The 13210-nt window shown below is 53.2% G+C and carries 17 protein-coding genes; 16 read left to right on the forward strand and 1 reads right to left on the reverse strand.

The features are described from left to right. Positions 1-9: 9 nt before the first annotated feature. The 16 genes from OGX96_RS07520 (at position 10) to OGX96_RS07595 (ending at position 12760) form a co-directional block, all read left to right on the forward strand. A complete protein-coding gene (locus tag OGX96_RS07520; protein ID WP_286582614.1) occupies positions 10-1842 on the forward strand; it encodes a diol dehydratase reactivase subunit alpha in 1833 nt (610 codons plus the stop codon). Beyond that, positions 1832-2182: a glycerol dehydratase reactivase beta/small subunit family protein gene (locus OGX96_RS07525; RefSeq protein WP_136392085.1), complete on the forward strand. Its 351-nt coding sequence runs from the start codon at positions 1832-1834 to the stop codon at positions 2180-2182. The genes OGX96_RS07520 and OGX96_RS07525 overlap by 11 nt, the downstream gene beginning before the upstream one ends. Positions 2183-2201: 19 nt before the next feature. After that, positions 2202-2477 (forward strand): propanediol utilization microcompartment protein PduJ, encoded by a 276-nt coding sequence (gene pduJ, locus OGX96_RS07530; protein ID WP_001057752.1) that lies wholly within the window; start codon positions 2202-2204, stop codon positions 2475-2477. Positions 2478-2501: 24 nt separating this feature from the next. Beyond that, on the forward strand, positions 2502-2966 hold the full coding sequence (locus OGX96_RS07535) for a BMC domain-containing protein (protein ID WP_032943897.1): 465 nt from the start codon (positions 2502-2504) through the stop codon (positions 2964-2966). Next, positions 2966-3598 (forward strand): phosphate propanoyltransferase, encoded by a 633-nt coding sequence (locus OGX96_RS07540; RefSeq protein WP_198801599.1) that lies wholly within the window; start codon positions 2966-2968, stop codon positions 3596-3598. Before OGX96_RS07535 ends, OGX96_RS07540 begins: the two co-directional genes overlap by 1 nt. Beyond that, complete coding sequence (gene pduM / locus OGX96_RS07545) at positions 3595-4086, forward strand: microcompartment protein PduM (protein WP_008785146.1); 492 nt, start codon at positions 3595-3597, stop codon at positions 4084-4086. Before OGX96_RS07540 ends, pduM begins: the two co-directional genes overlap by 4 nt. A 3-nt stretch (positions 4087-4089) precedes the next feature. Further along, positions 4090-4365 carry a EutN/CcmL family microcompartment protein gene (locus tag OGX96_RS07550; protein ID WP_003030211.1) on the forward strand — a complete coding sequence of 92 codons (276 nt, stop codon included), beginning with the start codon at positions 4090-4092 and terminating at the stop codon, positions 4363-4365. 8 nt (positions 4366-4373) lie between these two features. After that, a complete protein-coding gene (gene pduO, locus OGX96_RS07555) occupies positions 4374-5381 on the forward strand; it encodes a two-domain cob(I)yrinic acid a,c-diamide adenosyltransferase PduO (RefSeq protein WP_198801598.1) in 1008 nt (335 codons plus the stop codon). Continuing rightward, entirely contained in the window at positions 5378-6763 is a 1386-nt protein-coding gene (gene pduP, locus OGX96_RS07560; protein WP_167820070.1) for a CoA-acylating propionaldehyde dehydrogenase PduP, read from the forward strand. Before pduO ends, pduP begins: the two co-directional genes overlap by 4 nt. 10 nt (positions 6764-6773) lie before the next feature. Then, positions 6774-7886: a 1-propanol dehydrogenase PduQ gene (locus tag OGX96_RS07565; protein WP_111465402.1), complete on the forward strand. Its 1113-nt coding sequence runs from the start codon at positions 6774-6776 to the stop codon at positions 7884-7886. Further along, positions 7883-9238, forward strand: a complete 1356-nt coding sequence (gene pduS, locus OGX96_RS07570; RefSeq protein WP_111465401.1) for a cobalamin reductase PduS — start codon at positions 7883-7885, stop codon at positions 9236-9238. Before OGX96_RS07565 ends, pduS begins: the two co-directional genes overlap by 4 nt. A 2-nt stretch (positions 9239-9240) precedes the next feature. Then, the gene (gene pduT / locus OGX96_RS07575) at positions 9241-9795 is read left to right on the forward strand and encodes a propanediol utilization microcompartment protein PduT (protein ID WP_286582621.1); all 555 of its coding nucleotides are present in this window, start codon (positions 9241-9243) and stop codon (positions 9793-9795) included. Further along, the gene (gene pduU / locus OGX96_RS07580) at positions 9795-10145 is read left to right on the forward strand and encodes a propanediol utilization microcompartment protein PduU (RefSeq protein WP_008785151.1); all 351 of its coding nucleotides are present in this window, start codon (positions 9795-9797) and stop codon (positions 10143-10145) included. Before pduT ends, pduU begins: the two co-directional genes overlap by 1 nt. 4 nt (positions 10146-10149) lie before the next feature. Continuing rightward, positions 10150-10602, forward strand: coding sequence for a propanediol utilization protein PduV (gene pduV, locus OGX96_RS07585; RefSeq protein ID WP_048215993.1), 453 nt, complete (start codon positions 10150-10152; stop codon positions 10600-10602). Next, positions 10587-11801 carry an acetate/propionate family kinase gene (locus tag OGX96_RS07590; RefSeq protein WP_008785153.1) on the forward strand — a complete coding sequence of 405 codons (1215 nt, stop codon included), beginning with the start codon at positions 10587-10589 and terminating at the stop codon, positions 11799-11801. The genes pduV and OGX96_RS07590 overlap by 16 nt, the downstream gene beginning before the upstream one ends. A gap of 92 nt (positions 11802-11893) precedes the next feature. After that, positions 11894-12760, forward strand: a complete 867-nt coding sequence (locus OGX96_RS07595) for a GHMP family kinase ATP-binding protein (RefSeq protein WP_003834174.1) — start codon at positions 11894-11896, stop codon at positions 12758-12760. A gap of 40 nt (positions 12761-12800) precedes the next feature. On the opposite strand, the gene OGX96_RS07600 is transcribed toward OGX96_RS07595, so the two are convergent. Continuing rightward, the gene (locus OGX96_RS07600) at positions 12801-13136 is read right to left on the reverse strand and encodes a DUF496 family protein (RefSeq protein WP_003834176.1); all 336 of its coding nucleotides are present in this window, start codon (positions 13134-13136) and stop codon (positions 12801-12803) included. Positions 13137-13210: the final 74 nt, after the last annotated feature.

Below are 13210 nucleotides of genomic sequence, written 5' to 3' on the forward strand. Positions count from 1 at the left end.
GAAAGGATCATGCGATATATAGCTGGCATTGACATAGGCAACTCATCAACAGAAGTCGCTCTGGCTACTCAGGATGAGTCTGGCGTGCTGAGCATCACCGGCAGCGCGCTGGCAGAAACCACCGGAATTAAGGGCACATTACGTAATGTGTTTGGCATTCAGGAGGCCCTTACGCTGGCGGCAAAAAACGCCGGTATCAATGTCAGCGATATTTCGCTCATCCGTATTAACGAAGCCACCCCGGTCATTGGCGATGTGGCGATGGAAACAATAACCGAAACCATCATCACTGAATCCACCATGATCGGCCATAACCCTAAAACACCGGGCGGCGTCGGGTTAGGCGTGGGCGTCACTATTACGCCGGAAGACCTTCTCAGTCGCCCGGCGGATACGCCCTATATTCTGGTGGTGTCATCGGCATTTGATTTCGCCGATGTCGCTACGATGATTAATGCCTCCGTCCGTGCTGGATACCAGTTGACTGGCGTTATTTTGCAGCAGGACGACGGAGTTTTGGTCAGTAATCGTCTGACTCATCCCCTGCCCATCGTCGATGAAGTCCTTCATATCGACCGTATCCCGTTGGGGATGCTGGCTGCCATTGAGGTCGCTGTACCAGGAAAGGTCATTGAAACCCTTTCTAACCCCTACGGCATTGCAACTGTCTTTGGCCTCAATGCCGATGAGACTAAAAACATTGTTCCGATGGCACGGGCGCTGATCGGCAACCGTTCAGCCGTGGTGGTCAAAACGCCGTCAGGTGATGTGAAAGCGCGAGCGATTCCTGCCGGAAATCTGGAGCTACAGTCTCAGGGTCGTACCGTACGGGTCGACGTTGCCGCGGGTGCCGAAGCGATTATGAAAGCGGTTGGTGAATGCCCAAAACTGGATAACGTTACCGGAGAAGCTGGCACCAATATTGGCGGCATGCTGGAGCATGTGCGCCAGACGATGGCTGAATTAACCAACAAACCCAGTCATGAAATTTTTATTCAGGATCTGCTGGCGGTCGATACCTCGGTTCCCGTCAGCGTGACGGGTGGACTTGCCGGTGAGTTCTCGCTGGAACAGGCTGTCGGCATAGCCTCTATGGTGAAATCAGACCGCCTGCAAATGGCGATGATTGCCCAGGAGATCACGCAAAAGCTCAACATTGACGTCCAGGTTGGCGGGGCCGAAGCCGAAGCTGCCATTCTGGGAGCCTTAACAACTCCGGGCACAACACGACCACTGGCTATTCTGGATCTCGGCGCGGGTTCAACCGACGCTTCTATCATCAATCCTAAGGGCGAAATTATTGCCACGCACCTGGCAGGCGCAGGCGATATGGTCACGATGATCATTGCCCGTGAACTGGGTCTGGATGACCGTTATCTCGCTGAAGAGATTAAAAAGTATCCGTTGGCGAAAGTTGAGAGCTTGTTCCACCTTCGCCACGAAGACGGCAGCGTTCAGTTCTTCCCTACGCCTCTCCCACCAACGGTTTTTGCGCGCGTGTGCGTAGTGAAACCCGATGAACTGGTGCCACTGCCTGGTGAACTGGCGCTGGAGAAAGTACGGGCCATTCGTCGAAGCGCCAAGGAGCGCGTTTTCGTTACTAACGCACTCAGAGCGCTACGTCAGGTCAGTCCGACCGGGAACATTCGGGATATTCCCTTTGTGGTGCTGGTTGGCGGCTCATCTCTGGATTTTGAAGTTCCACAGCTGGTCACCGATGCTCTGGCGCATTATCGACTGGTTGCCGGGCGCGGCAACATTCGTGGTACCGAAGGTCCGCGCAATGCGGTTGCGACAGGACTGATTCTCTCCTGGCATAAGGCATTCGCTCATGGAAAGTAATCTCACCACCCCAGCCATCGTTATCTTCACCAGTGCTGACTGTGCTGACGTCTGGAATGACGTACTGCTGGGTATTGAAGAAGAAGGGATTCCCTTTGTGATTCAGGAGAGTGGCTCAGCTGACGTTATCCACAACGCATGGTTGGCCGCCTGCCAGTCTCCATTGCTGGTCGGTATTGGCTGTAGCAGCGAAAAACTGGTCGTGCACTACAAAAACTTACCCACGTCAGCACCACTTTTTACGCTGACGTATCAACAAAATAGCCACGATCGCCGCAGCATTGGTAACAACGCTGCGCGGCTGGTTAAAGGCATTCCGTTCCGGGAATGCCACTCATAACCCACAGGAGAAAAGCAGTATGAATAACGCACTGGGACTAGTTGAAACAAAAGGGCTTGTCGGCGCTATTGAAGCCGCTGATGCCATGGTGAAATCCGCAAACGTGCAGTTGGTTGGTTACGAAAAAATCGGCTCTGGCCTTATCACCGTTATGGTTCGCGGTGATGTCGGCGCGGTGAAAGCAGCCGTAGATGCTGGAAGCGCAGCCGCAAGCGCCGTTGGTGAGGTGAAATCCTGCCACGTTATCCCGCGTCCGCACAGCGACGTTGAAGCCATTTTACCTAAATCCGCATAAGTCGTTGCAACCAAGGAGCACAGCGTGAAGCAATCACTGGGATTACTTGAAGTTAGTGGTCTGGCATTAGCCATCAGTTGCGCGGACGTCATGGCGAAAGCCGCCTCCATCACGCTGGTGGGCCTCGAAAAAACCAACGGCTCAGGCTGGACGGTGATCAAGATAATCGGGGATGTGGCCTCCGTCCAGGCGGCCATTTCCACCGGTGTCAGTTTCGCTGACCAGCGAGATGGACTGGTGGCTCACAAAGTCATTTCCAGACCCGGGGATGGGATCCTGTCGCATAGCGTTGTCCTGGAGCCTGAGCCAACGCCCGAACCCATACCAGCCGTACCGCATGAAGAGATATTTGTAGACCATGATGTACCCGAAGCACCGCAAGATGCAGAGTTGATTAGCTGCAATTTGTGTCTTGATCCTGCCTGCCCTCGTCAAAAAGGCGAGCCGCGCACGCTTTGTCTTCACTCTGGCAAACGAGGTGAAGCGTAATGGATAAACAGCAACTGGAGACCACTGTCGCTAAGGTTCTGGATGAAATGCGCGAGCGCCCGATTCCGCTGGGGATCTCTAATCGTCATATTCATCTGTGCGCTGAAGATTACGGTCGCTTGTTTCCCAATCACCCCATTAGTGAGAAAAAAGGGCTGCTGCAGCCGGGACAATATGCAGCAGAGCAGACTGTCACGCTGGTGGGGCCAAAAGGTCAGTTAAAAAATGTGCGTTTACTCGGCCCGCTGCGCAGTACCAGCCAGGTCGAAATTTCTCGTACCGACGCCCGCACGTTGGGAATTGCTGCTCCGCTGCGGATGTCGGGCAATATTCAGGGCACACCCGGTGTTCGTCTCGTCAGCCCATTTGCTGAACTGGACTTAGCATCCGGGGTGATCGTCGCCCAACGGCATATCCATATGTCGCCGCTTGATGCTCTGATTCTGCGGGTTTCCCATGGTGATAAAGTCTTGGTCGCCATTAATGGCGATGAACGTCGACTGATTTTCGATAACGTCGCCGTACGCGTTTCGCCGGATATGCGCCTCGAAATGCATATTGATACAGACGAAGCCAATGCTGCAGGCGCTGATAATCCCCAGGCATTCGCCACACTGGTGACCTCACGATGAACAACGAACTGCTGCAACGCATTATCGAGGAGGTTGTTTCCCGATTAAAAAAACGCGCGGAAAGCACGCTCACTCTTAGCGTCGCGCAGTTACGGGAAATCGATTCACGGACAGTATGCTGCCAGTACTCGTCGCTCCATCTCCAGCAAGTGGATCTGCCATTACTGGAACAAATTGCCGAGGGCTGCCCAGCCAACATGTCGGTGGGAAAGATTCACGACGCGCTGGCATGCGGAGTCCGCGTGAAAATTTCACTACAACACCGATTGTTACCCGCAATCCCCGTGAAAAAACTCGCACGTCTGCCGCTGGAGTTCAATGACGAACGGGGACGAATCATCTTTTTGCATCCTGAGAAGCTTCTCAGCTATGCCGACGTCGCCCAATTAAGGGATGGCGTACTGGTGTTGCGCCGTCGGTGTGTTGTGACGGCTCTGGCTCAGGAAGCAGTCAGTCTGCGAAATGTCCAACTAATTAAGCAGGAGTGAGCTATGCATCTGGCCCGGGTTACAGGCGTTGTGGTTTCCACGCAAAAATCCCCATCACTGGTGGGAAAAAAACTGTTGCTGGTACGTCGGGTAAGTGCTGACGGAGAGCTTCCTGCATCCCCTGTGAGTGGAGATGAAGTCGCTGTTGATTCTGTCGGCGCAGGGACCGGCGAACTGGTATTACTCAGCAGCGGATCCAGCGCCAGACACGTTTTTTCTGGCCCTAATGAGGCCATCGATCTGGCTATCGTCGGCATTGTCGACACGCTTTCTCGTTAGGAGGAACTATGGCGATTTATACCCGCACTGGTGATGCCGGAACAACAGCCCTCTTTACCGGACAGCGCGTGAGCAAAACGCATCCACGCGTGGAAGCCTACGGTACGCTGGACGAACTGAATGCGGCGCTAAGTCTGTGCATTTGTGCAGCGAAAAACCCGCAGCACCGGCAGTTACTTGAGAATATCCAGCTGCAGCTTTTTTGGTTCAGCGCCGAACTGGCAAGCGAAAGCGAAGAACCAACGCCAGAGCAGCGCTACATCAGCTCAGAAGAAATTGCGGCACTGGAAGCGGCCATCGATACCGCAATGGGAAGAGTACCGCCCCTGCGCAGCTTTATTCTACCTGGCCGCAGCGAAGCCGCCAGCCGACTGCACTTTGCCCGTACGCTGGTACGCCGCGCAGAGAGACGACTGGTCGAACTCTCCACCGAGATATCCGTCAGACACGTGCTGATGCGTTATATCAATCGCCTGTCCGACTGCTTATATGCGCTTGCACGAGCAGAAGATCATGACGCCCATCAAAACGACATCATTCAGAAAGTGGCTGAGCGCTATCTCGCTGCCGTTCAAGCACCTGCCATAAAGGAGCCGACTATGTCTCTGTCTTTTCAGGAGCTCCACCAACTCACTCGCGCTGCGGTGACGAGAGCAGAAGAACTTCAGGTTCCGGTCGTCATAAGCATTGTTGATGCGAACGGGACCCAAACGGTGGTCTGGCGCATGCCTGACGCATTACTCGTGAGTAGCGAACTGGCACCCAAAAAAGCCTGGACTGCCGTGGCGATGAAAACCGCCACACATGAGCTGACATCGGCAGTGCAACCCGGCGCTGCGCTTTACGGTCTGGAAAGCCATATGCAGGGAAAAGTCGTCACCTTCGGTGGCGGGTACGCATTATGGCGTGAGGGTTTACTCCTCGGGGGTCTTGGCATCAGCGGAGGAAGCGTTGAACAGGATATGGACATTGCAGAAACGGCCATTGCGGCGATTAACGTGAGAACACATCAATGAATACTTCAGAACTTGAAACCCTTATTCGTAACATTTTGAGTGAGCAACTCGCCCCGGCAAAAGCAGAAGTTCAGGGTAACGGTATTTTTCCGTCCGTTGGCGAAGCTATCGATGCAGCGCATCAGGCTTTTCTGCGTTACCAGCAATGTCCATTGAAAACCCGCAGCGCCATCATAAACGCCCTACGCGAAGAACTGACGCCTCATCTTGCTTCACTGGCCGCTGAGAGCGCTGCCGAAACGGGGATGGGTAACAAAGAGGATAAGTTCCTTAAAAATAAAGCCGCGCTGGACAACACTCCGGGTATCGAAGATCTCACCACCACGGCGTTAACCGGCGACGGCGGCATGGTGTTATTCGAGTATTCACCGTTTGGCGTGATTGGTTCTGTCGCCCCCAGTACAAACCCGACAGAGACCATTATTAACAACAGCATCAGCATGCTGGCGGCAGGGAATAGTGTTTACTTCAGTCCGCATCCGGGTGCTAAAAAGGTTTCACTCAAGCTGATTGCCATGATCGAAGATATTGCTTTCCGTTGCTGCGGAATTCGTAATCTTGTCGTTACGGTCACAGAACCCACTTTTGAGGCTACCCAGCAGATGATGGCGCACCCTAAAATCGCAGTTCTGGCGATTACCGGTGGCCCTGGCATTGTTGCTATGGGCATGAAAAGCGGGAAAAAAGTCATCGGCGCAGGCGCAGGAAATCCACCCTGCATTGTTGATGAAACGGCCGACCTGGTTAAGGCGGCGGAAGATATCATCAATGGCGCATCCTTTGATTACAACCTCCCCTGCATTGCTGAGAAGAGCCTGATTGTTGTTGATGCCGTTGCCGAACGACTGGTTCAACAGATGCAGTCTTTTGGTGCGATGCTTCTCAATAGCGAAGAGGTAGACAAACTGCGCGCTGTCTGTCTACCAGAAGGCATAGCCAATAAAAAACTGGTGGGTAAAAGCCCGGCAACCTTACTGGAAGCAGCAGGAATACCGGTTCCGGCAAAAGCACCTCGATTACTGACAGGCATCGTCAAGGCTGACGACCCGTGGGTTACCAGCGAGCAATTGATGCCAATGCTCCCCGTCGTAATGGTGAGCGATTTTGACAGTGCATTAACGTTGGCCCTGAAAGTTGAAGAGGGATTGCATCACACCGCCATTATGCATTCGCAAAATGTGTCACGTTTGAACCTTGCCGCGCGCACGCTTCAGACCTCCATCTTTGTGAAAAATGGCCCCTCTTACGCCGGGATCGGCGTTGGTGGCGAAGGTTTTACAACCTTCACTATTGCGACGCCAACCGGTGAAGGAACAACATCTGCGCGCACTTTCGCACGCTCTCGTCGTTGCGTGCTGACAAACGGTTTTTCTATTCGCTAATGGGGCCGTTATGAATAGCTTTTCACTGCAAACTCGATTGTACAGCGGCCAGGGAAGTCTGGATGTGCTCAAGCGTTTCACGAATAAGCATATCTGGATTATTTGCGATGGTTTTCTCGCGCGTTCTCCCCTGATTGAAAAGCTGCGCAACGCTCTGCCAGCGGATAACCGCATCAGCATTTTCAGCGATATCACCCCCGATCCCACCATCGGTACGGTAGTACAAGGGATTGCACAAATGCAGTCCCTGCGACCGGACGTCGTGATGGGTTTTGGTGGCGGCTCAGCACTGGACGCCGCAAAAGCCATCGTCTGGTTCAGCCGACAGTTCGGTATTGAAATTGAAACCTGTGTTGCAATTCCCACCACCAGCGGCACAGGCTCCGAGGTAACCAGTGCCTGCGTGATTAGCGATCCGGATAAAGGCATTAAATATCCATTATTCAATAATGCGCTTTACCCGGACATGGCCATCCTTGATCCAACGTTGGTTGTCAGCGTACCACCTGCCATCACCGCGAATACCGGCATGGACGTGTTAACGCATGCGCTGGAGGCTTACGTGTCCACGAAGGCCAGCGACTTCACAGACGCACTGGCTGAAAAAGCGGCTCAAATCGTCTTCCAGTACCTGCCTGTCGCCGTCAGCAAAGGCGACTGTCTGGCAACCAGGGGGAAAATGCACAATGCATCAACGCTCGCGGGAATGGCATTTAGTCAGGCTGGACTGGGGATCAATCATGCGATTGCCCATCAGTTGGGTGGTCAGTTTCATCTGCCGCATGGACTTGCCAATGCGCTGCTGCTGACCCATGTCATTCATTTTAATGCCCGCGATCCGCGAGCTGCGAAGCGCTATGCCCGTTTTGCTAAAGCCTGCCACCTATGCCCGGATAACGCGAACGATACAGCAGCATTGAATGCGCTCATTCATCATATTGAGCTACTGAAAAAACAGTGTGCGTTGCCTTCTTTTGTTGACGCGCTTAAAGACGGAAAGCAAGCCTGGTCACAACGTATCCCGTCGATGGTTCAGGCCGCGCTGGCTGACGTCACGCTGCAAACCAATCCTCGTGTTGCCGATGCCAGTGCCATGCAGGAACTGCTTGAGGAATTATTATGAAGACAGCCATGACGGCAGAGTCCACGCTTTATGATGCACAGACCATTCGCGAACGCGTTCGCGCAGCGGGTGTTGTCGGCGCCGGAGGCGCAGGCTTTCCTGCTCACGTAAAATTACAGGCGCAGGTCGATACCTTTCTGGTCAATGCGGCTGAATGTGAGCCAATGCTGAAAGTTGACCAGCAGTTGATGGCCGTCCAGGCTGAGCGACTTATCCGCGGCGTTCAATATGCCATGACGGCGACCGGAGCCAGTGCCGGGATTATTGCGCTCAAAGAGAAATACCAGAAGGCTATCAATGCATTAACGCCCCTTCTGCCTGCCGGGATCCGCTTACATATTTTGCCTGATGTCTACCCGGCTGGTGACGAGGTTCTGACCATCTGGATGGCAACAGGTCGGAGAGTTCCGCCTGCCGCGCTGCCAGTCAGCGTCGGTGTAGTGGTCAATAACGTCCAGACCGTGCTCAACATCGCCAGAGCAGTTGAGCAGCAGTACCCCGTTACGCGTCGCACCCTGACCGTTAACGGTGCAGTCGCCAGTCCCATCACACTCACTGTCCCTATCGGAATGCCTTTACGTGACGTTCTGGCGCTGGCCGGTGGCGCAACCGTTGACGATCCCGGCTTTATTAACGGTGGTCCGATGATGGGCGGCCTGATTACTTCACTGGATACCCCCGTAAGCAAGACCACCGGGGGCCTGCTGGTTTTGCCTAAGTCTCATGCGTTGATTCAGCGGCGGATGCAGGATGAACGCACCGTGCTTTCTGTAGCAAAAACCGTTTGCGAGCAGTGCCGTTTGTGTACGGATTTGTGCCCAAGGCATTTGATCGGCCATGAATTATCCCCGCACCTGTTGGTTCGTGCGGTTAATTATCAGCAGGCGGCCACACCGCAGTTGCTGCTCACGGCCCTGACCTGTTCAGAATGTAACGTGTGTGAAAGCGTAGCCTGCCCGGTTGGGATTTCACCGATGCGCATCAACCGTATGCTGAAACGCGAGCTGCGGGCGCTCAACCATCGTTATGAAGGGCCGCTAAATCCTGAGGATGAAATGGCGAAGTACCGGTTGATCCCGGTTAAGCGCCTTATTACCAAACTGGGTCTTAGCGACTGGTATCACGATGCGCCACTGGCTGAGACTGATTATTCCACAGATAAAACGACGCTGTTGTTACGCCAGCATATTGGTGCCAGCGCCATCCCATGTGTAGAACAAGGGGAACGCGTTGTTCGCGGTCAATGCGTTGCCGATGTGCCGTCCGGTGCATTAGGCGCGCCTGTTCACGCCAGTATTGACGGTATTGTCAGCGAAATCACTGAGCAATCTATCACGGTAATTAGAGGTTAATCATGTCTCAGGCTATAGGGATTTTAGAACTCACCAGCATTGCCAAAGGGATGGAAGCTGGTGATGCCATGTTAAAAAGCGCGAATGTGAATTTACTGGTCAGCAAGACCATCTGCCCGGGAAAATTTCTACTCATGCTCGGTGGTGACGTAGGTGCCGTACAACAGGCGATTGCCACTGGAACATCTCTTGCTGGCGATATGCTCGTTGACAGTCTGGTACTCCCCAACATTCATGCCAGCGTACTCCCCGCAATCAGCGGACTAAACAGCGTGGATAAGCGTCAGGCAGTTGGTATTGTCGAAACATGGAGCGTTGCTGCCTGCATCTGTGCCGCCGACCGGGCGGTTAAAGCCTCCAACGTCACGCTGGTACGCGTCCATATGGCATTTGGTATTGGCGGTAAGTGCTACATGGTCGTTTCTGGCGATGTATCCGATGTGAATAACGCAGTGACGGTTGCCAGTGAAAGTGCGGGTGAAAAAGGCCTGCTGGTTTACCGCTCGGTCATACCCCGCCCGCATGAAAGCATGTGGCGACAAATGGTGGAGGGATAATGGAAAGACAACCCACCACGGATCGAATGATTCAGGAATATGTACCAGGCAAACAGGTCACGCTGGCGCATCTTATTGCTAATCCAGGTAAAGATTTGTTCAAGAAGCTGGGATTACCAGATGCGGTTTCCGCAATCGGTATTCTGACCATTACCCCCAGCGAAGCCTCAATCATCGCCTGTGATATCGCCACGAAATCCGGGGCGGTAGAGATTGGTTTTCTCGACCGGTTTACCGGCGCGGTGGTACTGACGGGTGATGTTTCCGCCGTTGAGTACGCGCTGAAACAGGTAACCCGAACGCTGGGCGAAATGATGCGTTTTACCGCGTGTCCCATCACCCGGACGTAATCTCATGAAACGTATCATGCTAATTGGCCCCAGCCAGTGCGGTAAAACATCGCTCACGCAGTGCATGCGGGGAGAAGCGCTTCACTATCAGAAGACCCAGGCCATAGTCTGGTCGCCCACAGCGATAGATACACCGGGCGAATATCTTGAAAACCGCTGTCTGTACAGTGCGCTGCTGGCCAGCGCCTGTGAAGCAGACATTATTGCCCTGGTACTCAATGCTGACGCGCCGTGGTCACCATTTTCTCCCGGTTTTACCGGACCAATGAACCGACCCGTTATTGGTCTCGTTACCAAAGCCGATTTAGCCAATCCGCAGCGTATTTCTCTTGTGGAGAGTTGGTTAGTTCAGGCTGGCGCGCAAAAAGTATTTGTCACCAGCGCGCTGGAGAATACTGGGGTCGATGAGATGTTCATTTTTCTGAATGCAAAGGAACCTTCATGTCTCACAAAATAATGGCCATTAATGCAGGTAGTTCCTCGCTTAAATTTCAACTACTGGCGATGCCGCAGGGTGAAATGATCTGTCAGGGGTTGATTGAACGTATCGGTTTGTCTGATGCGCAGGTCACCCTAAAAACGCCAGCGCAGAAATGGCAGGAGACTTTGCCCGTAGCCGATCACCGTGAAGCCGTAACGTTGCTCCTGGAAAAACTGCTCAACCACCACATTATCAACAGTCTGGAAGAGATCGACGGCGTGGGTCATCGCGTCGCGCACGGCGGAGAATCTTTTAAAGACTCCGCGCTGGTAACTGATGAAACGCTGGCAGAAATCGAGCGACTCGCGGAACTGGCCCCTCTGCATAACCCGGTAAATGCGTTGGGGATCGCGGTATTCCGCCAGCTATTGCCCAAAACACCAGCCGTTGCGGTGTTCGACACCGCCTTTCATCAAACGCTTGATGAGCCTTCTTTCATCTATCCCCTGCCCTGGCGTTACTATGCTGAGTTGGGTATTCGTCGCTATGGTTTTCATGGTACCAGCCACAAATACGTTAGCTCACAGCTTGCTGAAAAACTGGGTGTACCACTCAGCGCCCTGCGCGTTGTTTGTTGTCATCTGGGCAACGGCAGCAGCATCTGCGCCATCAAAGGCGGACAATCGGTGAATACGTCAATGGGCTTTACGCCGCAGTCTGGCGTGATGATGGGCACGCGAAGTGGCGATATCGATCCGTCCATTTTACCGTGGATTGCCCTGCGAGAAGGCAAAACACCGCAGCAGCTCAACCAATTGCTCAACAATGAGTCCGGATTGCTCGGTGTTTCTGGCATCTCACCTGACTACCGCGACGTTGAACATGCCGCAGATACGGGCAATCACCAGGCGGCGCTGGCGTTGACGCTTTTTGCTGAGCGCATTCGTGCCACCATTGGTAGCTATATTATGCAGATGGGCGGTCTGGATGCCCTGGTGTTTACCGGTGGTATTGGCGAAAACTCCGCACGGGCGCGCGCTGCGATTTGTCGTAACCTGAATTTCCTGGGGCTGGCCGTTGATGAGGAAAAAAATCAGCGTAATGCCACCTTCATTCAGACTGAAAATGCGATGGTCAAAGTGGCGGTGATTAATACCAATGAAGAGCTGATGATTGCGCAAGACGTTATGCGTTTAGCGATATCTGAAACTGTGACATTGGGCATTCCTGCATAATACTGCCGCACCGCAAATTGCGGCAAATCATGGTAATAGCGCGATCGCCATGACACTATGCGCCGAAGATTTCTGATCACATAGGTGAAGACGTGGCTGTTGCGCAATGTCCCGCATCGTGCGGAGAACTTATCCAGGGCTGGATTCTGGGCAGTGAGAAATTGGTCTCCTGCCCGGTTGAATGGTATAGCACCGTTGAGGTCACTTCAGGTTCACCGCTGACAGATGAACGTCCACTTTCGCGGGCGATGGTTGAGAGGTTATTGCTGCACTGGCAATACCCGGCACAAATGAGTCAGGATATTCGAATTGATGTCCAGTCAACCATTCCTGTCGCTAAAGGGATGGCCAGCAGCACAGCGGATATCGCCGCCACGGCAATCGCCACGGCGCAGTATCTGGGTCATCAGCTAGACGAATCCACTCTGGCGCAGCTTTGCGTTTCGCTGGAACCTACCGACAGCACCGTTTTCCGCCAGCTTACGCTGTTCGATCATAACGACGCCTCCACGCAAATTGCCTGTGAAGCCCAGCCTCAACTCGATCTGCTAGTTCTCGAAAGCCCGGAAACCTTGCTTACTGCTGATTATCACCGTACTCCACGTCAGTCAGGGTTACTGGCAGGCGCTCCAGCGCTAAAACGCGCATGGGAAAAGGTACAGGAAGCCTGTATCAGTCAAAATCCTTATCGGATGGGTGAAGCCGCCACGCTGAGCGCGATCGCCAGCCAGTTGCTGTTACCTAAACCAAATTTTGATTCACTTTTAGCGCTGGTAGAAGAATGTGATTTATACGGTGTCAACGTTGCGCACAGTGGCAGCGTAGTCGGTCTGATGCTCGACAGAAAGCGTCATGATGTGGACTACATTAAATGGATGCTGACGCAGAAAAAATTGACGGAACACTGGCCGGAACAGCATTTGTTGCGGATGGTAACTGGCGGGGTCGAACTGCAATAAGGGCCGCCGCTAAGCAGCGACCCGGACAAGCATAAAATCGTTACTCGGCTTTCGCTTCGCCGTTTTTCACTTCGCCCATCGCTTTCAGCTTTTTAGAGATGTCGCGGCGCTCTTTAGAGATCTCAGCGTTTTTGATGATGTAATCATCAACACGATCTTCATAATCGCTTTTCATGCTGGCGATAATGCCCTGAATCGCTTCCACGCTCATTCCAGGCTTGATGTAGTCGCTCAGGTTGTCCAGCAGCAGAACACGTTTCTGGTTGTCACGGATCTTTTTCTCAACGTCCTGGATTTCACGTTGCAGTTTGTTTTTACGACGGAACAGACGAACAAATTCCAGCACGTCCTGGAAAGAAGGCTTGGTAGTTTCCATTTTTACACCCCTGATAATGTGAGATTCGGATTCGTTAAAACAACGGCTAAAGTGGGTCAACATTACTTTCATGC

This window comes from Citrobacter sp. Cpo100 (assembly GCF_030332595.1).
GTDB lineage: Bacteria > Pseudomonadota > Gammaproteobacteria > Enterobacterales > Enterobacteriaceae > Citrobacter > Citrobacter portucalensis.